The following is a 19,848-nucleotide window of genomic DNA, read 5'->3' as shown; positions in this document are numbered from 1 at the left end:
GGGAGCGTGACAGTGCGCATCGCCGGGCAGGGATATGAGCACCATTTCTGCCCATTCCAGTCAGCGGCCTCAATTGCTCGTTGCCGCCTGCCCTCGAGCCCGCAAGAATTGGAACCACCGCCCCCCGCCCGGTCCGGTCGCGGTCCGCAAGGGCTATGCCGCGGTGCGCCCTCACCCGACCCTGCCCGCACTGTGGGCGCGTATGCGAAGGGAGGACCGTGACCTTCGGATTCGCCTCGTCCGCAGCCACTACGTTCAATGGATCGGCCGGCTCCGCCAGTCGCCTCGCCAGGCTGCTGGAACCCGCGGAGTGGGCGGAAGCGGGGATACCTCTCCTGCGCAACCCACGCGAGGTCGTGAGCGGCCTGCACGTTCGCCATGAGCCCACGCCTTCGACGGCCGTCGTCGCCGTGCTCGATCCCGAGGAACGGCTCATCGCCAGCGCCTCGTTCGCCCGGCGGGCCGTCCCGGTCGACGGCTGGGAGTTCCGCAACGCGCTGCTGGCCCAGCTGCGGCGGGTCATCCCGCACGACCTGCGCCGCCGTTCACCGGTGCGCACCGCCGTGCTGCTCTACTGCCGTGAGGGCGACGAGCGTTGGACGGAGGAGGACGGCGCCTGGATGTGGGGGCTGCGGGACGCTTGCACGCTGCACGGTCTGCGCTGCGGGGCGTACATCACGCTGACGCGCGGCGGGTGGCAGGTCCTGGGCGAAGGGCGCGGCGGCCGGCGACCCAGCTCCGATTCCCGGTCGAGCGGATTCGCGGATCTGCTGCCCGGTCCCGGCGGGGCACCGTTGCGTACGGCGAGCGGCGCCGCCGAAGCGATGCGGCGTACGGCCGCCCGCTGAGTCGCACGGTGAGCGCGGTTCCGGGCCTCGGGCCCCGGAGGCTCACGCCTCCGACCGAGCCCGGGGCTCGCACCCCCGGCTGAGTCCGGAGGCGCGCGCCTGCGCCTGAGGCGGCGTCATGGCACCGGCCCCCAGCCCGACGGCAGCCGCCGAACGCGACCCGCCGCCGAACGAACGGCGGCCTCGCGGACCGACTCAGGCGGCGCCCGCTCGCCGACGGTGACGCACCCGGACGACGGCCCGACGGGTGTGCCGGCGCACCGCCCGCCGCGCCGTGCGCGACTGGACGGGGCATCGGGCAGACGGTGGCACCGGACGGGCTCGGGTGCCACGCCCGGTCCGGTTGTGCGCGCCGTCGGGTCGGCTCAGACGCCCGCGCCGAGCGCCGCGTTGACCCGCTGCGGGTCACCGCACACGATCAGCAGCGCACGCGCACGCCCCAGGGCGACGGGCAGCGCCCGAGCCGCTTCGTCGTCGTTGCCGCCGTTCACGGCGACGACGACCACGGGACGGGACGAAGCGCGGTCCACCGCGGCGGCGTCCGCGTAGAAGACGTCGTCGGCGGCGTCGTGCTGGGCCCAGTAGGCGGTCTCACCGAAGGACAGCTCGTGGGCCGCCCAGGGGTGCTGCTCGCCCGTGGTCAGCACCAGGATCTCGCCCGGGGCGCGCCCCGAGTCGAGCAGCAGGTCGACGGCCTCGCCGGCGGCGTCGAGCGCGCCCTCGGCGGGTGCGGGGATGAGCTGGATCTGCGGCGCGGAACGATTCTCCTGCCGTGGCGACGCCGGAGTGGCGGAGCCGTGCACGCGCTGCGCGGGCGGAGCGGGCCTGGCCGGCCCGGGGCCGGGGCGCCCGGGACGGGAAGCGGCCACGCTGCGCGGACCGGGTACGGGACGGGGGGTCGGCGCGATGCGGCCTGCGGCCGATGCAGCGCGGGGACCCTGGGCACTCTCGTGAATCTGAGGCTCCTCGGGGATGAGAGGCATGAGTGGATATCTATCAAACGCCGGTGCGACGCGCACCGGCGGGTGGCACATGAGTGCGACCGGTGGTCAGGCCGGTCGGCACAGTACTCCCGGTACGGCCGGTTCAGAAGTCGAAGCCGAGTTGGCCCCCGCCTTCCAGAGCGGCCGCCTCCACGGAGATCCGGACCTTCTTCAGATGCCGCCAGCGGGGCATCGCGTCGAGATAGGCCCAGGAGAGCCGGTGGAAGGGCGTGGGGCCGAGTTCGTGCAGCGCCGCCTTGTGCACGGGCGACGGGTAGCCGGCGTTCTCGGCGAACGCGTACGGTTCGAACGCCGCCGACTCCAGTCCGAGCTCGGCCATCAGCGCATCCCGCCGCACCTTGGCGATCACCGAGGCGGCAGCGACGGCGACGCACGACTGGTCGCCCTTGATGACCGTCCGGACCCGCCAGGGCACGCCCAGGTAGTCGTGCTTGCCGTCCAGGATCACCGCGTCGGGCCGGACCGGAAGCCCGTCCAGAGCCCGCACGGCCGCAAGCCGCAGGGCCGCCGTCATGCCCAGGTCGTCGATCTCCTCCGGTGAGGCGTGGCCGAGCGCGTGGGAGGTCACCCACGTCTCCAGCTCCGCCGCCAGGGCAGCCCGGCGCTTGGGAGTGATCAGCTTGGAGTCGGTCAGCCCCTCGGGGGGCCTGCGCAGCCCCGTTACGGCCGCGCACACCGTGACGGGACCGGCCCAGGCCCCTCGCCCGACCTCGTCGACACCGGCGATGATCTTGGCACCGGTGGTGGCGCGGAGTGAGCGCTCAACGGTGTGCGTGGGTGGTTCGTACGGCATGGCGCCAGACAGATTACGCCGCGCGGCGCGGCGGCGACACCCCGGCTCCCCCTCTGCCGGACGCGCCCGCCCTCAGCCGTCCCGCGGACACAGCAGCGGCACCATGACGCGATCGATCATGTCGGCGATGTCCGCGTCCCGCCATTCGCTTCCGCACACCTTGGACCGGTACATCATCATCGCCGGGATCACGTCGAAGACCATGTCGTCCATGGCGTCGGAACGCACGTCACCGCGGGCCACACCTTGGCGCACCACCTGCCGGAAGAGCCGTACCGACGGCTCGATGACGCCGCTGGCGATCAGCCCGTGGAAGCGCTCGGCCGTTGTCGTGTCGCATTCGTGAAGAACCGCACGCAGCGCGCATCCGGGCTTCGAGAACATCGCCGCCCGCATCCGGCGGGCGAGTTGATAGAGGTCCTCACGAACCGATCCGTGATCCGGCGCCTCCCCGAGCGAGGGCAGCCCGGCCTCCAGCGCGTCGGCGACCAGGTCCTCCTTGGAGGGCCAGCGGCGGTAGACCGCGGCCTTGCCCGTCCTGGCGCCGGCCGCGACCCCTTCCATGGTGAGACCGCCCCAGCCCACCGTGCTCAGCTGTTCGAGCGCGGCGTCGAGGATCGCCTGCTCCAGCACCGGACCGCGGCGGCGCAGCGTCACCGACCCCGGCCGAGCGGCGGCCCCGGATCGCGAAGTACCCATCAAGAACTCTCCGTTGAAGCAGTGCGGCAGCGCAGTGAACGCTTGCGTTCACTGTTGGGGACTCACTACCGTGGACGACGCAGTGAACGGGACCGTTCACTGACTCATGGACGGGGGGACCATGGTGACCACCTCTCAGCTGGAAAAACAGGGCAGGCGGGGAGCGGCCCGCCGGGAAGGCCGTCCCGGCATCGCCCTCACCGTAATCGCGGCCTGCCAACTCATGGTGGTACTCGACGCGACGATTGTGAACATCGCGCTTCCGCACATCCAGGACGCGCTCTCCTTCTCGACCACGGACCTCTCCTGGGTGCTCAGCGCCTACACGCTGACCTTCGGCGGACTGCTGCTCCTCGGCGGCCGGGCCGGTGACATCCTCGGACGGCGCCGGGTGTTCATGACCGGCATCCTGATCTTCACCCTCGCCTCGCTCCTCGGCGGATTCGCCCAGGAGCCCTGGCAACTGCTCGCGGCGCGTGCGCTCCAGGGCGTCGGCGGTGCGATCGCCTCACCGACGTCACTGGCGCTGATCACCACCACGTTCCCCGAAGGTCCCGAGCGCAACCGGGCGTTCGGCGTCTTCGCGGCCGTCTCCGCCGGGGGAGGCGCCATCGGACTGCTCGCCGGTGGAATGCTCACGGAGTGGCTCGACTGGCGCTGGGTCCTGTTCGTCAACGTGCCCATCGGCATACTGATCGCCTTCCTGACTCCGCTGTACATCAGCGAGTCGGAGCGGCATCCGGGCAGGTTCGACGTGGCGGGGGCACTGACGTCCACCGCCGGCATGGCCTCACTGGTCTACGGGTTCATCCGGGCCTCCGAGGAGGGCTGGCGGGACACGCTCACCCTGGGCTCGTTCGGCGCCGCGGTGCTCCTGCTCGGCGCGTTCGCCCTCGTGGAGTCCCGGGCCAGGGAGCCGATCACGCCGCTGCGGATGTTCGCCGACCGGAACCGTTCGGGCACGTACGTGATCATGCTCAGCCTGGCCGCGGCGATGTTCGGCATGTTCTTCTTCATCGTCCTGTTCGTGCAGAACGTGCTCGGTTACAGCCCGATCGAAGCCGGTCTGGCCTTCCTTCCGGTCACGGTCGCGATCATCACCGGCGCGGGCCTCTCGCAGCGGCTGCTTCCCGTGCTCGGCCCGAAGCCCTTCATGGTCACGGGTTCCGCCATCACCGGGCTGGGTCTGTTCTGGCAGACGCTGATCAGCCCGGAGAGCTCGTACCTCGGCGGAGTCCTCGGACCGATGGTGCTCTTCGGCTTCGGCATGGGACTGAACTTCGTGACGCTGACGCTGACCGCCGTCTCCGGCGTCGCCCCGCACGAGGCGGGCGCGGCCTCGGGACTGCTCAACGCGACGCAGCAGGTGGGTGGTTCGCTGGGGCTGTCCATCCTGGTCACCGTGTTCGGGACGGCGAGCCGGGACGAGGCGGAGCGGCAGGCCCCGGCGTTCATGGCCCAGGCCTCCCCCGAGCAACAGGCGGAGTTCGCCAGGACGCGGGAGCTGCCGGCCCCCTGGGGCCACGAAGTCCTCACCGAGGGGATCTCGACGTCGTTCCTCGCCGCGGTCGGCATGGTGCTCCTGGCGCTGCTCACGGCGGTCCTGGTGGTACGCGTGCGCAGGAGCGACCTGGACGCGCTCGCCGGGAACGCCGGATCGGGCGGCCCTGTCGCCTAGGCGTGTGCGGGCACTCCCGCCGCCTCACGACGTCCGACCACGCGCAGTCGCCGTGCGGCCGGAGTCATCCGAGTACGTCCGGTACGAGGGTGATCTCCGCCGTGCGACTGCACGCACGAGGCGCAGCGAGCCCGCCCTGCGGGGCGGAGGGCGCCGGTTCCCGAACACCGCCTGGGTCGGCGGGCAGTCGGGCGGGGTGCGGTCCGTCCTCGGGGGAGCGGACCGCACCCCGCCGCATGCCGAACCGTACGGGCGGCGTGCGGCGGGTCCGTGCCGGCACGCGCCCGTGCGGGGCGCCGTCAGTCCATGCCGGTACCCGGGTCGAAGTCCTCGAGGTCGCCGGGGTCGGCGTCCTCGTCGTACCCGTCACGGGTTCCGTCGTACGGGTCCCCGTCCCCTCCGTACCGCCCGTGGTCCGGGCAGGACGGTCCGCCCGCCGACGCGGGCCGCCTCTCCAGGATCTCCCTTGCCCGGGCCTGACCCCAGCTCGTGTCGTACCAGGACTGCTCCGTCTCCCGCAGGTCGAGTTCGATCTCCCGCAGCGCGCACGAGCGCACCGGCTCGGGAAGGGCGTCGAGAGCGGGAACGGCGTCCGCCGACAGGTCGCGGAGATAGCGGACGTCGATCTTCCCGGCGGCCTCGAAGCGCTCCACGTTGCGCTCCGCGACCAGCGCGTCCGGCGAGACGAGGCCGAAGGCGAGGACGGCGGCAGCGGCACTGCCGGCGACCGCGCGCGGCAGCCAGCGGCTCCCGAGGAGTCCCGCGGCGATGATCAGCACGAGGACGAGTCCGAGCCACAGCTCCATGGCGGCCACCGAGATCCGCAGCCGCGTCAGCCCGTACGCGTCGACGTAGAGGTCCATCCTGCGCAGCGCGGAGGCCACGACCACCAGGGTGAGCACGCACAGCGTCCCGAGCACCGCGCGGACGAGAGCGCGGTCGCGCGCCCCGTCGCGCGGCGCCCAGCGCAGTGCCAGCCCGATGACGACGAGGGTGAGCAACGTGGCCCAGAGCAGCTGCCAGAAGCCCTGCCGTGCGTATTCGGCATACGTGAGTCCGGTTTCGCGGAGCACCTTGTCGTACCCGCCGAAGAGGACCGCGAGCTGGACGGCGATGAAGGCCGCGAAGAGCAGGTCCAGGACGATCAGGGGAAGAGCCCACTCGACCCTGCCCCTCGCGCCGCCCCGGCGCAGGGTGAGACGGTCCCAGCGCAGCGGGGCAGCGGCGGTGTGCGCCGCGGCGAGGGCTCCGGCCAGTCCCACGAGGAACAACAGGAACCGCCACGGGGCGTCGATTCCGGAGACGTCCGGGATCAGCTCGCCGAGCAGATCCGCGAACGCCGCGTCGGCGCCCGAGAACAGCGCGCCGAAGACGACGACGAGCACCGCCGCGACCCCGGTCGCGCGCAGAGCGGGACCCCAGCGGCCCCGGGAGCCGTCCGCCCGTTCGCGCAGTCCGCGCCACCCCCACACCGGACCGGTCACCACCGAGTCCAGCACACCGACCGAGCCAAGGACGACGCCCGGCCAGGTGCGGCCCCCGTGAAGTGCGAGCGAGCCGACGGCGAGCGCCGTGACGACGGCCAGGAACGTCGGCCAGCCCGCGTCGCGCAGGGCGGGGACGACGAGCAGCGCGAGACCCCCGAGCGCCCAGACGGCGGTCCAGGGGCGCAGCCGGCGGTCGGCGGCCCGGGCCGCGAAGAACGCGGCCAGCGCGGCGGGCACCGCGACGATCAGCAGATTCACCCCGAGACCGTCACCGAGCAGCAGGCCGCTGAGCAGAGCGGTGGCGAGGGCGCACCAGAGCGTGGCCACTCGCGCGGGCGCGCGACGGGTGGGCCGGATGGAAGCAAGCCAGGGCTCGGGCCGTCTGACCGGTGGCGGCCACGGCTGCTGTCCGTGCAGCGGGTGCGCATGTGTGCGGGCGGGGCCCGGTCCGGCCCCGGGCGGGACCGCCGGGCCGGGGACCCCGGCGCGCGGATCACCACCGACGGCATCGTGCGGCCGGGCGCCCTCCCGCGGCATGCCGACCGCCGCGGGCCCGGCCGCCGCAACAGGTCCGCCCGACTGCGATGACGCATCCGCCCCTTCGGACGAAGCATCCGTCTCTGCACGGGGGCGGGTCTCGCCGCCCTTGCCGGTGGCCCGCTCGCGCCCGTCCTCCGGCCCCACTTCGGGCGGCCCCGCCGGCTCCGCGGCCGGGACCGGGTCGGAGCGCTGCCCGGCACCGGAGCCCTCGCCGGGAGTGCCGTCCCGGTCCGGGATCCGGTCCTGCACGAACGATTCCTGCCCGGAACCCCGCTCGGGCTCGGGCCCGGAATCCGGGGCTTGCGGTATGGACGGTACGTCTGGCACGGGACCCCCTCCCCACCGGGCCCCGCGGTGGGGCCGGTATGGCCTTCCCGTCGTCCCGGCGTCTCATCGGCGCACGCCTCGTCATGATCAACGCTGCGGCGTGGCCGACAGGCTAGCCCCGGCCACCGTGGAAGGCCCCGTCGAGGCCGGGTTGTGGCAGGACCGTGACAGTGCGGCGGGCAGGCCGGACGGCGCCCCTCCGCACCAGGAGGACTCCGGCGGTCAGGCCACGCCGGCGGGCAGCCAGTCGGGAAGTGCCTCGGTCTGCTCCAGCCAGTGCGCGGGCGGGGCGCCGGCCCCGGCGGCCGCGACCACTCCCCCCGCGATGGCGCAGGTCGTGTCGACGTCCCCACCCACCTGGGCGGTGGTCCAGAAGGTCGTCTCGAAGTCGCCGAGCGACCGGGCCGCGGACCAGAGCGCGAACGGAACGGTGTCGTGCGCGCTCGTGCGCCGGCCCCGGCCGAGCACCGCGGCGACCGTACCGACGTCGCCGTAGTCGAGCATGTCGCGTGCCCGGCGCAGGCCCTGTCCCACCGCGCTGCGCGGCACGAGCGCGATCACTCCGTCGAGCAGGTCGGCCGGCGTCGGAGGCCCGTCCGGGGAGCCCGCGAGCGCCGCGGCCGCAGCGACCGCCATGCTCCCGACGACCGCCTCGCGGTGCTGGTGCGTCGTGTACGCGGAGATCTCCGCCTGATGGGTGGCCTGCTCGGGGTCGTCGGCGTACCAGGCACCGAGCGGGGCGATGCGCATCGCCGCCCCGTTGCCCCACGAGCCCTGTCCGTTGAAGAGCTCGGCGGCCAGCTCGCGCCAGTCGCCGCCCTCCCGGATCAGCCGCAGCATCCGGTTCACGGCGGGCCCGTAGCCCCGGTCGAAGTCGTGGTGGACCGCGAAGGACCGGGCGAGTGCGTCCTGGTCGATGCGGCTGTGTGCGGCCAGTACGGCCACCACCGAGCAGGCCATCTCGGTGTCGTCGGTCCACTGCCAGGGCCCGGCCGGAAGCGCGCGCCGTTTCAGCAGCGGATGGTTCGAGGGTACGAAGAACTGGGAGCCCAGGGCGTCTCCCACGGACAGCCCGCGCAGGCTGGCCAGGGCGCGGTCGAGGCGCCGGTCGAGAGAGGAGTCAGCGGTCATCGCCTCGCCACTCTATCCGGTGATCCCGTACCACTCGGGTGTGCACCAGCGCTCGAAGGGCCTGTCCAGTGTGTACCGGCCGTCCTCGCCGAGCAGCAGCATCCTCGTCTCGCCGTTGTCGGGATTCGACAGTGACTCGAATTCGGGCACCGTCCAGTGGAACCAGCGCATGCAGAAGAGGCGCATGGTCAGCCCGTGGGTGACGAGCAGGACGTTGGGCGGGTGCTCGGGCGATTCGAAGCTCCGGTAGAGGCTCTCCAGGAAGGCCCCCACCCTGTCGTACACATCGGCTCCCGACTCGCCCTGCGGAAAGCGGTAGAAGAAGTGGCCGTAGGCGTCGCGGTATGCCTTCTGCAGCCGCACGGCGTCCCTCTCCTGCCAGTTTCCCCAGTCCTGCTCGCGCAGCCGCGGCTCCTCCCTGACGCGGACGAGCCGGGAATCGAGCCGGAAGGCGTGGAGGGTCTGGTGGGTACGTCGATAAGGCGACACGTAGACGCTGACGCGCTCGTGGCCGAACAGTCCGCGCAGCCGGTTGCCGGTCTCCTCGGACTGGCGCCATCCCCGGTCGGTGAGGCTCAGCGCATGATCGGGCTTGCGTTCGTACACCGAGTCGTCGGCGTTGCCCTCCGACTCGCCGTGCCGGACGAGGACGATGCGCCGTGGTCGTGCCATAGGACAAACCCTAGATCGGAGCGGCCCGCACGAGGAGCGCCGAGGGCCGGGGGCGGCGTGTCCTCACATCACGTGCACACGGCCACGGCTCCCGTCCGCTCCGGAAGCCGCGGTCCGCCGGGACGTCCCTCCGCAGGGCGGGGTCGCGCGCGTCCGAGCCGGCCGGGAGGATCACACGGTCCAGGACGGCTCCAGCTCCACGACGTCACCGGCCAGCGCGGCGATGTCCGCCTCCGTCTGCGCCCGGAGGGACAGCCGTTCCACCCGCTCCACCCGGTACTTGCCGTGCTCCGCGGCCGACTGCCACATGGAGAGGACCAGGAACTCGTTGCCCGGTGCTTCGCCGAAGAGCCCCCGCACCATGCCAGGGGAGCCCGCCATCGCCGGGTTCCACACCTTCTCCTGCATCAGGGAGTAGTGCTCGACCCTGTGCTCGTGTACCTTGCAGTGCGCCACCCGCACCACGTCGGCGTCCGTGAAACGCGGTTCGAACCCGGTCTTCACGTCGAAGCGGTGGTCGAAGAGCTTCGCCCGGAGGTTCTTGTACGTGCCCGACTGCGCGGACGCGAGCCGGTCGTGCGACCGCGCCATGAAGGAGTCGTAGAACGCGCGGGTCTCCCAGAACGCGAAGACGTGCGCGACGTCCGGCCGCCCTCTGCTCCAGCCGCCGCCCTGCCCCCGGAAACCCGGCTCACCCAGCAGCCCCGCCCATTTCCGCTGCCCGCGCTCGAACCCTCGGCGGTCCACGACGGTGCAGCGAATCCACTTGACCAGCACCGCGCCATCGTACGGCCAGGGGACGTGGCCTTGGTCACTCTCCCGGGTGAAGGTGCACCTCCGGTCACCCGCCCGAACGGTTCGAGCCGCCCCTTCCCGGTCGCCCCCGGAGCGCGCCGGTCACATGACACGATGACAGTTCGCACGTGGTGCCGGGAGTTGACGGCCGAAGCCACCGTCCCGCACGGAGCCACCGCCGTCCACGAGGAAGGAAGATCGGGTGAGCAGTCTCAGCAAAGGGCTCCGGAAGGTCCAGGTGACGCTCAAATGGGACCCCAGCCCCATCGGAGCCGGCGCGCACGACCTCGACCTCGTCGCCGCGACGTACACGGCGGACGCCCCGCACGGCACGCCCGCCTACCTCGTGCACTTCGCCAGCCGTTCGCCCGACGGCACGATCACCCTGGACCGGGACAGCCGCACCGGGCAGGGCTTCGGCGCGGACGAGGTGATGACCCTCGAGCTCGAGCGGCTGGCGGCGGCCTACGCGAGGGTCGTCGTCGGCGTCGTCATCCAGCAGAGGAACGCCGAGAAGTCCTTCTCCGACATCCCGAACACCGGGGTCCGCATACTCGACGGCCCGGTGGAGCTGGCGAGCGACGACCTCTCGGGCGTCCCGGACGCCTCGGCCGCCACGATCGCGGAGTTCACCAGGGACGACGCCGGAGCATGGCAACTGCGCCCGATCCTGCGCGGTTTCACCGCGGATCCGGCCGAGTTCGCCGGTCTGATGGGCGCGGCGCCGGCCTGACCGAGCCTCCGGAGTCGCCCGCTCCGGCCGGCGTTCGAGCCCGCCACCCCCTCCGGGGGCGGTCGCGGGACGGTCCCCCGCCGTCCACACCGCCCGGGAAGACCGTCGGCGGAAGGCCGTCGGAGCGGACCGCTCCCCCGCACGGCCGCAGAGCCCGAGGGAGGGACGCCGGCGAGGAGCCGGCGTCCCTCCCTCGGGGTTCACGCCTCGGGTTCGGCCGCGCCGGGTCTCAGACCCGGCGCGCGCCGCTCGTGATCAGCTGCAACCGCTCGTCGAGCCGCAGCCCTCGCAGATGTAGCAGGAACCCGCACGCTGCATCTTCGTGCCGCAGGAGAAGCAGAGCGGCGCGTCCGCGCTGATGCCGAGCTGCATCTCCACCAGTTCCGCGGAGGTGTGCGCCTGCTTCGGGGCCGGAACCTCGGCCTTCGGCTGGGCGACCGGCTTCAGGCTCTCCTGCTGGCGCGGGGCGGACTGGGCCAGGCCCTCGACGTCCACCTCGTCGTCGGCAGGCTCGTACGAACCCGTCTCCAGGTGCCGCTGACGCTCCTCGGCGGAGTGGATGCCGAGCGCCGAGCGGGTCTCGAAGGGCAGGAAGTCCAGCGCCAGGCGGCGGAAGATGTAGTCGACGATCGACTGGGCCATCCGCACGTCCGGGTCGTCCGTCATACCGGCCGGCTCGAAGCGCATGTTCGTGAACTTGGAGACGTAGGTCTCCAGCGGCACGCCGTACTGCAGACCGACCGAGACGGCGATCGAGAAGGCGTCCATCATGCCCGCGAGGGTGGATCCCTGCTTCGACATCTTCAGGAAGACCTCGCCGAGACCGTCGTCCGGGTAGGAGTTGGCGGTCATGTAGCCCTCGGCACCGCCCACCGTGAAGGAGGTCGTGATGCCGGGACGGCCCTTCGGGAGGCGCTTGCGGACGGGGCGGTACTCGACCACCTTCTCGACCGCGCTGCGGATGGTCTCCTCGGCCTTCTCGGTGATCTCGGCCTTCTCCTCCTCCTTCTTCTTGGCGGAGAGCGGCTGACCGACCTTGCAGTTGTCGCGGTAGATCGCGAGGGCCTTGACGCCCATCTTCCAGGCCTCGAAGTAGATCTCCTCGACCTCCTCGACGGTCGCCGACTCCGGCATGTTGACCGTCTTGGACAGGGCGCCGGAGATCCACGGCTGGATCGCGGCCATCATGCGGACGTGGCCCATCGGGGAGATGGCACGCTCGCCCATGGCGCAGTCGAAGACCTCGTAGTGCTCGGTCTTCAGACCCGGGGCGTCGATCACGTTGCCGTGCTCGGAGATGTGGGCGACGATCGCCTCGATCTGCTCTTCCTGGTATCCGAGGCGGCGCAGGGCCTGCGGCACGGTGCCGTTGACGATCTGCATCGAGCCGCCGCCGACCAGCTTCTTGAACTTGACCAGCGCGAGGTCGGGCTCCAGGCCGGTGGTGTCGCAGGACATCGCCAGACCGATGGTGCCGGTCGGGGCGATGACGGAGGCCTGCGCGTTGCGGAAACCGTTCTTCCCGCCGAGGCGGATCACGTCCTGCCAGGCTTCGGTGGCCGCGGCCCAGACCGGGGTGTCCAGGTCGTCCATGCGGACGGCCGTGCCGTTGGCGTCGGCGTGCTGCTTCATCACCCGCTGGTGCGGCTCGGCGTTGCGGGCGTAGCCCTCGTACGGGCCGACGACCGCGGCGAGCTCGGCGGAGCGCCGGTAGGAGGTGCCCGTCATCAGCGAGGTGATGGCACCGGCCAGAGCGCGGCCGCCGTCGGAGTCGTACGCGTGGCCCGTGGCCATCAGCAGTGCGCCGAGGTTGGCGTAGCCGATGCCCAGCTGGCGGAAGGCGCGGGTGTTCTCGCCGATCTTCTGGGTCGGGAAGTCCGCGAAGCAGATGGAGATGTCCATCGCCGTGATGACGAGCTCGACGACCTTCTGGAAGCGGTCGACGTCGAAGGACTGGCTGCCCTTGCCGTCGTCCTTCAGGAACTTCATCAGGTTCAGCGAGGCGAGGTTGCAGGACGTGTTGTCCAGGTGCATGTACTCGCTGCACGGGTTCGAGCCGTTGATCCGGCCGGACTCGGGGCAGGTGTGCCAGTGGTTGATGGTGTCGTCGTACTGGATGCCCGGGTCGGCGCAGGCCCACGCGGCCTCGGCCATCTTGCGGAAGAGCGACTTCGCGTCGACGTCCTCGATGACCTCGCCGGTCATACGGGCGCGGAGGCCGAACTTCCCGCCGGACTCGACGGCCTTCATGAACTCGTCGTTCACGCGGACGGAGTTGTTGGCGTTCTGGTACTGGACGGACGTGATGTCGTCGCCGCCCAGGTCCATGTCGAAGCCCGCGTCGCGCAGCGCGCGGATCTTCTCCTCCTCCTTGACCTTGGTCTCGATGAAGTCCTCGATGTCGGGGTGGTCGACGTCGAGGATGACCATCTTGGCGGCCCGCCTGGTGGCACCGCCGGACTTGATCGTCCCGGCGGAGGCGTCGGCGCCGCGCATGAAGGAGACCGGTCCGGAGGCGTTGCCACCGGAGGACAGCAGTTCCTTGGAGGAGCGGATCCGGGAGAGGTTCAGGCCGGCTCCGGAGCCGCCCTTGAAGATCATGCCCTCTTCCTTGTACCAGTCGAGGATCGACTCCATGGAGTCGTCGACGGACAGGATGAAGCAGGCGGAGACCTGCTGCGGCTGGGGCGTGCCGACGTTGAACCACACCGGCGAGTTGAAGCTGAAGATCTGGTGCAGGAGGGCGTAGGCCAGCTCGTGCTCGAAGATCTCCGCGTCGGCGGGCGAGGCGAAATACTTGTAGTCCTCACCGGCCTTGCGGTACGTCTTCACGATGCGGTCGATGAGCTGCTTGAGGCTCACCTCTCGCTGCGGGGTGCCGACGGCCCCGCGGAAGTACTTGCTGGTGACGATGTTGACCGCGTTCACCGACCAGAAGTCGGGGAACTCGACGCCACGCTGCTCGAAGTTGACCGAGCCGTCGCGCCAGTTGGTCATGACGACGTCACGGCGCTCCCACGCCACCTCGTCGTACGGGTGCACGCCGGGGGTGGTGTGGACGCGCTCGATGCGCAGCCCCTGTCGGGCCGCGGCAGCCTTGGTCCCCTTGGCTCGGGAACCTCGTGCCGGGCCGCTCGTCGTCTCTGTCATGCCGCCTCCCATATACGGGCAAAAACGCCCTGAAGTGCCCAGTTCTTCCCGTGGCACGGTCTCTGTCTGTTGTCACGGGCGCAGCGCCGTGCGCAGGACCCGTGACATGTCTCGTCAGCCGCTCTGCGGCCGATCCCCGGGCCCGCCCCCGCGGGCCGGTGGATCAGTCGGCGGCTCTGGCGGGCTCGGGGACCTCTTGGGTCGCACCGGGCCCGCCCTCCTCTGCGGGTGGCCGCTGCTCACGGAGCTCCGCGATGGCGGCCTCGAAGTCTTCGAGCGAGTCGAACGCTCGGTACACGGACGCGAAGCGCAGGTACGCGACGAGGTCGAGCTCCTGCAAGGGGCCGAGTATGGCCAGACCCACGTCGTGGGTGGTCAGCTCGGCGCTTCCGGTGGCGCGCACCGCCTCCTCGACCCGCTGGCCGAGCTGGGCGAGGGCGTCCTCGGTCACGGGCCGCCCCTGGCACGCCTTGCGCACGCCGGAGATGACCTTGTTGCGACTGAAGGGCTCGGTCACCCCGCTGCGCTTGATCACCATCAGCGACGCCGTCTCGACCGTCGTGAAACGACGGGAGCAGTCGGGGCACTGGCGGCGGCGGCGGATCGACGTGCCGTCGTCGGTGGTCCGGCTGTCGACGACACGACTGTCAGGGTGCCTGCAGAAGGGGCAGTGCATGGTTCCCAACCCTCCTTCGCAGCACGACTGAACAGCCCCGCAGGGGCGCATGAGCCCCCCCTCGAAGCAGCCACAAGCATAGGCGATCGCCGCGGTCTTGATGGACCGGGGACCACAACTTCTGGGTGGCCGGGACAATCCAACCACTAGATCTGGGGTTTGGCTGCCAATCCCGCCCCGACGCGTGTCGCGTGGCCGGGGTGCGAGCCGCGCGGTTCACCGGCGCCCGCCGGGCCGGCCACGAGGTTACGGCAGACGCCCGGCACGGCCGATTCCGGGGGCCGCGGTCGCCCCCTTCCCCGGTCTCTGGTGACAGACTGGGACGGACACCCCCGCGGCCTCGCGCCCGGCCGTGAGGGCTACTGTGATGACCCGAACCACCGGCGCGACCGCCGCCCCCCATACACCCAGTCACGTGCGAGCGTAAGGTGATCTGCGTTTTTTCACTCGAACGTGTGTTTGGCGCAACCTTTCGAAAGCAACTACCGTTGTCCAGCTAGGGAGACCATCTCGAGAGGGGCCGACGTGACCACCACCGCTGACAGTGCCACCATCACTGCCCAGGACCGCTCCCAGAACCGATTCGAGCCGGTGCATGCCATGAATGACGCAGCCACGACCCCGGAGGGCGCCGAGCCCGCGCGCCCCGCTCGTTCGCTGCCCGGTCGACCTCCGGGGATCCGCGCGGACAGCTCCGGCCTCACGGACCGCCAGCGCAGGGTCATCGAGGTCATCCGCGACTCGGTGCAGCGCCGTGGATACCCGCCGTCGATGCGTGAGATCGGCCAGGCGGTGGGCCTCTCCAGCACGTCCTCCGTGGCCCACCAGCTGATGGCCCTGGAGCGCAAGGGCTTCCTCCGCCGCGACCCGCACCGGCCCCGGGCCTACGAGGTGCGCGGCTCCGACCAGCCCGCCACGCAGCCCACGGACACCACGGGCAAGCCCGCGGCCTCTTATGTGCCGCTGGTCGGCAGGATCGCCGCCGGTGGTCCGATCCTCGCCGAGGAGTCGGTCGAGGACGTCTTCCCCCTCCCCCGGCAGCTCGTCGGCGACGGCGAGCTGTTCGTCCTCAAGGTCGTCGGCGACTCGATGATCGAGGCCGCGATCTGTGACGGCGACTGGGTCACCGTCCGCCGCCAGCCCGTCGCGGAGAACGGCGACATCGTCGCGGCCATGCTGGACGGTGAGGCCACGGTCAAGCGCTTCAAGCGCGAGGACGGCCACGTATGGCTCCTGCCCCACAACGCTGCGTATCAGCCGATCCCCGGTGACGAGGCGACGATCCTCGGCAAGGTGGTCGCGGTGCTTCGGCGGGTGTGAGCGCACGCCGTCGGCTCTGGCCGGGCCCCGGGACCCACTGCGCCGGTCCCGGGGCCCTGTTGTGTCCGCTGCGCGTCACGGACTGGAAGCACCGTCGCGGGGCATGGCGGGACCGCTTCGAGAAGCGGTCCCGCGGCGATCCGCGGTCTACTTCCCGTCGGCCTTCGCCGCCGCGTCGATCGCGGAGAGGGAGCGGCGCACCTGGTTACGGTCCGTCGTGTACCAGAAGTCGGGCAGTGACGCCTTCAGGTAGCTTCCGTACCGTGCCGTGGCAAGCCGCTGGTCGAGCACGGCGACCACACCGCGGTCTCCCGTCGCCCGTACGAGCCGGCCGGCGCCCTGGGCCATCAGCAGCGCCGCATGTGTCGCCGCGACGGCCATGAAGCCGTTCCCGCCCGCTTCCTCCACCGCCTTCTGGCGCGCGCTCATCAGGGGATCGTCCGGGCGAGGGAACGGGATCTTGTCCATCACCACCAGCTGGCAGCTGGGACCGGGGACGTCCACCCCCTGCCAGAGGGACAGGGTGCCGAACAGGCAGGTCCTGGGGTCGGCCGCGAAGTTCTTGATCAGTTCTCCGAGCGTCTCCTCGCCCTGGAGCAGGATCGGGAACTCGGGGATGCGGGAGCGCAGCTCCTCGGCCGCGAGCTGGGCGGCCCGCATCGAGGAGAACAGTCCGAGGGTGCGGCCTCCGGCGGCCTGGATCAGCTCGGTGAGCTCGTCGAGCATGTCGTCGCGGCCGCCGTCCCGGACCGGGCGGGACAGATGCTTCGCGACATAGAGGATGCCCTGCTTCGGGTAGTCGAACGGCGAACCGACGTCGACGCCCTTCCAGACGGGCAGATCCTCGCCCTCGGTCCCCTCGGGGGCCAGCCCCAGCGACGCTCCCACGCCGTTGAAGTCGCCGCCCAGCTTGAGCGTCGCCGAGGTGAGCACCACCGAGCGATCGGCGAACAGCTTCTCCCGCAGCAGCCCCGAGACCGAGAGCGGGGCGACGCGCAGGGACGCCCCGAAGCGGTCGTGGCGCTCGTACCACACCACGTCGTACTCGGAGCCGTGGCTGATCCGCTCGGCGACCTCGTGGACGGACTCGACCGAGGCGAGCGCCTGCTTGCGCACGACGTCCTCGTCCTGCACGGACTTGTCGCGGGTGGCGCCCAGTGCCGAGATCACCGTGCGGGCGGCGTCACGCAGTGCCAGCAGCGCGTACCCGAGGTCCTCCGGGATCTCCTCTAGGCGGCCGGGCAGCGCGAGCTCCATCAGCCTCTCGAAACCCTCGGCGGCCGTCTGGAGCTGGTCGGCCGCCTTCTCGTTGACCAGTCTGGCGGCGCGTCGCACCGCGCGATTGACCTGCCCGGGCGTGAGCTCGCCCGTGGCCACGCCGGTGACCCGCGAGACGAGCTCATGGGCTTCGTCCACGATGAGCACCTCGTGCTGCGGCAGCACCGGGGCGCCCTCGATCGCGTCGATGGCGAGCAGGGCGTGGTTCGTCACGACGACCTCGGCGAGCTTGGCGCGCTCCCGGGCCATCTCCGCGAAGCACTCCGCCCCGTATGCACACTTGCTCGCGCCGAGGCACTCCCGGGAGGACACGGAGACCTGTGACCACGCCCGGTCGGAGACGCCGGGGGTGAGGTCGTCCCGGTCCCCGGTCTCCGTGTCGTCCGACCAGTCGCGCAGACGCATGAGGTCCTGGCCCAGCTTGCTCGTGGGGGCGGCGGCCTCGAACGGGTCGAAGAGCCCTTCATCCTCTTCCTGGGGGACGCCCTCGTGGAGCCGGTGCAGACACAGATAGTTCGACCGGCCCTTGAGCATGGCGAATTCCGGCCGGCGGCGCAGCAGCGGGTGCAGGGCCTCCACCGTCCGCGGAAGGTCACGCTCCACGAGCTGGCGCTGAAGCGCCAGTGTCGCCGTGGCGACCACCACGCGATCCCCGTGGGCCAGGGCCGGCACCAGATAACCGAGGGACTTGCCCGTGCCGGTGCCGGCCTGGATGAGCAGATGGGACCCGTCGTCGATGGCCTCGGAGACGGACTCGGCCATGGTGACCTGGCCAGGCCGCTCCACCCCGCCGACGGCGTCGACCGCGGCGTGGAGGAGCTCGGGGAGGGATGGCTTCGTCATAGACCGCCCACCCTAAGGGGCGCCGCTGACAGCGCGTTCCGGTCCCGGCCGTCGCGTGGCGTCATAACGTGTCCAGTGGATTGCGGACCGTGCCGTGGACGGCGGCGTGCGGGCGCTCGGAGCGATCGCGGTAGCCGTCGAGGTGGAGCCGGTTGCGGTTCAGGCAGAGGCGCTCGATACGCGGAGTGAGCAGGTCGAACAGTGCGTAGCGTTCCTTCAGCTCGGGGAAGCGGGCCTGGTGGCGGAGGATCTCCGCGCGTACGAGTGACCAGAACTCGGATTCGGGCACTCCCAGTTGCTCCTCGCACAGCGGGGCGAGGTAGCGGAACACCCCGACGAAGAGCCCGGAGTGGATGAACTGGGTGAGGAAGGCGGGCTCCTCGGTGAGCAGGACGGCGCGCACGTCGTCGGGCATGGTGTCGAGTTCCGGCAGCGTCCGGGCGCTGACGTTCACGTCGTCGACGAAGTCCTTGATCGCGAGGCGTACGGGAACGTCCTGGTCGTCGAAGACGACGATGGCGTTCTCCCCGTGGGGGGAGAAGACCGTGCCGTAGCGGTAGAGGAAGTGCAGCAGGGGTGGGAGCAGGGCGGCGAAGAGGTGGCGCAGCCAGACGGCGGGGGTCAGCCCGGAGCGTCGGACCAGTTCGGCGGTGAAGGCGCGCCCCGCGGCGTCGGTGTGCAGGAGCGAGGCGAGAGTGCGGGCCCGCTCCCCGGCGGGCAGCCGCAAGGGCTCGCGCCAGATGGCTCCGAGCAGCTCCCGGTACTGGTACGGCACCTCGGGCAACCGGTCGTAGTGCGGGTGCTCGACGGTGACCGAGGCGACCTCCCCCAGCAGGATCACTCGGCACTCGTCGCGGAGAAAGGGGTCGGCGTCGCGCAGCCCGTGCACCCATGACGTGACGGCGGGTGCGGCGAGCGTGCGCTCGGTGGGGAGCCCCCGCCAGACGAGGGTGTTGAGCACGGAGAGGGGGAGCTTGACGGTGTGCCGGTCGGGGCGGCTGATGTTGAGGAAGGTGCGGATGGACTGCTGCGGCAGTCGCAGGTCGCCGTCCGTGGTGAGCGGGACGATCTCGCCGCAGGCGATCGAAGGGGCGTAGAGAGGCAGCAGGACCTGGTCCCACTGCCAGGGGTGCACGGGCAGGCAGAGGTAGGCGGAGGGGTCGAGGCCGCGTTCGCGGAGCGCTCTGGTGAAGGCGTCGCGGACGGGGGCCTCGAGCTCCGCGGCGTAGAGCTGCTCGGGCGTCTCGAGTCCGGGCACGCCCCGGTAGGCGGCCAGGCCGGTGCTGACGGCGATCCACGGAAGACGGGCCGGAGTCCGTGCTTCCGGCGCCCACCGTCCGGCGTCGCGGGCGGAGAAGCCGAGACGGCCCTTGTTGAGGACGAGCCAGGGGTGACCGGTCTGGTGGCCTTCGAGCGCGGCGTAGTCGAGGTCGGCGAGCCGGGCGGCGGGGAGCGCGGTGTGGTCGAGCCTGCAGTCGGCTGCCAGGGTCGTGCTCAGCTCGCGTACGAGGTGGCCGAGGGTGGCGCCGTCGAGACCGAGGAGGTGGCGGGCGGCGGCCAGGAAGCCGAGCGGATCGGCGAAGGGCGCTCCGTCGAGCCTGACGGAGCCGGGGACGACCCTCCAGCTGCCGTACGCGCCGCGCCGGGCGCGGAAGGTGAGGTCCTGCCCGTCGTCGAGGCGGAGCGTGTATCCGTCGTCCTGGCCCCGGGGAAGCGGGTCGACGATCTCCTCGTAGGCGAATTCGCCGAGCATCTTGGCGAGCAGCCGGCCCGATGCCCGGTGCCAGGTCTCGGGGTTGAGCTCGGCCGGGGCGAGCAGGGCGGACGGCTCGTCGGAGTCTGGGGTGGCAGGGGACTTCGGCACGGGGACTCCT

General features: G+C 71.4%; 15 protein-coding genes. 4 read left to right on the top strand and 11 right to left on the bottom strand.

Going from position 1 to position 19,848, the window contains the following annotated elements; all coding sequences use genetic code 11:
* Nucleotides 1-218 precede the first annotated feature (218 nt).
* A complete protein-coding gene (locus BLT82_RS00330) occupies nucleotides 219-848 on the top strand; it encodes a hypothetical protein (protein ID WP_093651719.1) in 630 nt (209 codons plus the stop codon).
* A 365-nt stretch (nucleotides 849-1,213) separates the two neighbouring features.
* On the opposite strand, the gene BLT82_RS00325 is transcribed toward BLT82_RS00330, so the two are convergent.
* The 3 genes from BLT82_RS00325 to BLT82_RS00315 all read right to left on the bottom strand — a co-directional run bounded on the left by BLT82_RS00325 (nucleotide 1,214) and on the right by BLT82_RS00315 (nucleotide 3,344).
* A complete protein-coding gene (locus BLT82_RS00325) occupies nucleotides 1,214-1,831 on the bottom strand; it encodes a hypothetical protein (protein WP_093651718.1) in 618 nt (205 codons plus the stop codon).
* A gap of 103 nt (nucleotides 1,832-1,934) precedes the next feature.
* On the bottom strand, nucleotides 1,935-2,645 hold the full coding sequence (locus BLT82_RS00320; RefSeq protein WP_093651717.1) for a ribonuclease HII: 711 nt from the start codon (nucleotides 2,643-2,645) through the stop codon (nucleotides 1,935-1,937).
* A 72-nt stretch (nucleotides 2,646-2,717) separates the two neighbouring features.
* The gene (locus tag BLT82_RS00315; RefSeq protein WP_093651716.1) at nucleotides 2,718-3,344 is read right to left on the bottom strand and encodes a TetR/AcrR family transcriptional regulator; all 627 of its coding nucleotides are present in this window, start codon (nucleotides 3,342-3,344) and stop codon (nucleotides 2,718-2,720) included.
* A 124-nt stretch (nucleotides 3,345-3,468) separates the two neighbouring features.
* On the opposite strand from BLT82_RS00315, the gene BLT82_RS00310 reads away from it, so the two are divergent.
* The gene (locus BLT82_RS00310) at nucleotides 3,469-5,022 is read left to right on the top strand and encodes an MFS transporter (RefSeq protein ID WP_093652193.1); all 1,554 of its coding nucleotides are present in this window, start codon (nucleotides 3,469-3,471) and stop codon (nucleotides 5,020-5,022) included.
* Nucleotides 5,023-5,321: 299 nt separating this feature from the next.
* Here BLT82_RS00310 and BLT82_RS00305 read toward each other — a convergent pair whose 3' ends face one another.
* The 4 genes from BLT82_RS00305 to BLT82_RS00290 form a co-directional block, all read right to left on the bottom strand.
* Nucleotides 5,322-7,298, bottom strand: coding sequence for a DUF4153 domain-containing protein (locus BLT82_RS00305; RefSeq protein ID WP_404202393.1), 1,977 nt, complete (start codon nucleotides 7,296-7,298; stop codon nucleotides 5,322-5,324).
* 300 nt (nucleotides 7,299-7,598) lie between these two features.
* A complete protein-coding gene (locus BLT82_RS00300; RefSeq protein ID WP_093651715.1) occupies nucleotides 7,599-8,507 on the bottom strand; it encodes an ADP-ribosylglycohydrolase family protein in 909 nt (302 codons plus the stop codon).
* Between the two features lie 12 nt (nucleotides 8,508-8,519).
* Nucleotides 8,520-9,179, bottom strand: coding sequence for a histidine phosphatase family protein (locus BLT82_RS00295; RefSeq protein ID WP_093651714.1), 660 nt, complete (start codon nucleotides 9,177-9,179; stop codon nucleotides 8,520-8,522).
* Nucleotides 9,180-9,350: 171 nt separating this feature from the next.
* Nucleotides 9,351-9,956 carry a YdbC family protein gene (locus BLT82_RS00290; protein ID WP_093651713.1) on the bottom strand — a complete coding sequence of 202 codons (606 nt, stop codon included), beginning with the start codon at nucleotides 9,954-9,956 and terminating at the stop codon, nucleotides 9,351-9,353.
* Between the two features lie 220 nt (nucleotides 9,957-10,176).
* Between BLT82_RS00290 and BLT82_RS00285 the strand changes: the two genes are divergently transcribed.
* The gene (locus BLT82_RS00285) at nucleotides 10,177-10,707 is read left to right on the top strand and encodes a TerD family protein (protein ID WP_093651712.1); all 531 of its coding nucleotides are present in this window, start codon (nucleotides 10,177-10,179) and stop codon (nucleotides 10,705-10,707) included.
* A gap of 255 nt (nucleotides 10,708-10,962) precedes the next feature.
* On the opposite strand, the gene BLT82_RS00280 is transcribed toward BLT82_RS00285, so the two are convergent.
* Together BLT82_RS00280 and nrdR are read right to left on the bottom strand one after the other, a co-directional pair.
* On the bottom strand, nucleotides 10,963-13,857 hold the full coding sequence (locus tag BLT82_RS00280; protein ID WP_093652191.1) for a vitamin B12-dependent ribonucleotide reductase: 2,895 nt from the start codon (nucleotides 13,855-13,857) through the stop codon (nucleotides 10,963-10,965).
* A gap of 163 nt (nucleotides 13,858-14,020) precedes the next feature.
* Complete coding sequence (gene nrdR, locus BLT82_RS00275; protein ID WP_093651711.1) at nucleotides 14,021-14,533, bottom strand: transcriptional regulator NrdR; 513 nt, start codon at nucleotides 14,531-14,533, stop codon at nucleotides 14,021-14,023.
* A gap of 525 nt (nucleotides 14,534-15,058) precedes the next feature.
* On the opposite strand from nrdR, the gene lexA reads away from it, so the two are divergent.
* Nucleotides 15,059-15,853, top strand: a complete 795-nt coding sequence (lexA, locus tag BLT82_RS00270) for a transcriptional repressor LexA (protein ID WP_093651710.1) — start codon at nucleotides 15,059-15,061, stop codon at nucleotides 15,851-15,853.
* A 147-nt stretch (nucleotides 15,854-16,000) separates the two neighbouring features.
* Here lexA and BLT82_RS00265 read toward each other — a convergent pair whose 3' ends face one another.
* Both BLT82_RS00265 and BLT82_RS00260 read right to left on the bottom strand, forming a co-directional pair.
* The gene (locus tag BLT82_RS00265) at nucleotides 16,001-17,974 is read right to left on the bottom strand and encodes an ATP-dependent DNA helicase (protein WP_093651709.1); all 1,974 of its coding nucleotides are present in this window, start codon (nucleotides 17,972-17,974) and stop codon (nucleotides 16,001-16,003) included.
* Nucleotides 17,975-18,035: 61 nt separating this feature from the next.
* Complete coding sequence (locus tag BLT82_RS00260) at nucleotides 18,036-19,838, bottom strand: IucA/IucC family protein (protein ID WP_093652190.1); 1,803 nt, start codon at nucleotides 19,836-19,838, stop codon at nucleotides 18,036-18,038.
* Nucleotides 19,839-19,848 lie beyond the last annotated feature (10 nt).

Source organism: Streptomyces wuyuanensis, assembly GCF_900103455.1.
Taxonomy (GTDB): Bacteria; Actinomycetota; Actinomycetes; order Streptomycetales; family Streptomycetaceae; genus Streptomyces; species Streptomyces wuyuanensis.
The sequence above is the reverse complement of the archived record's forward strand: the minus strand, read 5'-3'. Positions and strand labels throughout refer to the sequence as shown.

Excerpts from the sequence above, each read along its gene's own strand:
- BLT82_RS00325 (WP_093651718.1), bottom strand. The coding sequence starts at position 1,831 with ATGCCTCTCATCCCCGAGGAGCCTCAGATTCACGAGAGTGCCCAGGGT.
- BLT82_RS00320 (WP_093651717.1), bottom strand. The coding sequence starts at position 2,645 with ATGCCGTACGAACCACCCACGCACACCGTTGAGCGCTCACTCCGCGCC.
- BLT82_RS00315 (WP_093651716.1), bottom strand. The coding sequence starts at position 3,344 with ATGGGTACTTCGCGATCCGGGGCCGCCGCTCGGCCGGGGTCGGTGACG.
- BLT82_RS00300 (WP_093651715.1), bottom strand. The coding sequence starts at position 8,507 with ATGACCGCTGACTCCTCTCTCGACCGGCGCCTCGACCGCGCCCTGGCC.
- BLT82_RS00295 (WP_093651714.1), bottom strand. The coding sequence starts at position 9,179 with ATGGCACGACCACGGCGCATCGTCCTCGTCCGGCACGGCGAGTCGGAG.
- BLT82_RS00280 (WP_093652191.1), bottom strand. The coding sequence starts at position 13,857 with ATGACAGAGACGACGAGCGGCCCGGCACGAGGTTCCCGAGCCAAGGGG.
- nrdR (WP_093651711.1), bottom strand. The coding sequence starts at position 14,533 with ATGCACTGCCCCTTCTGCAGGCACCCTGACAGTCGTGTCGTCGACAGC.
- BLT82_RS00265 (WP_093651709.1), bottom strand. The coding sequence starts at position 17,974 with ATGACGAAGCCATCCCTCCCCGAGCTCCTCCACGCCGCGGTCGACGCC.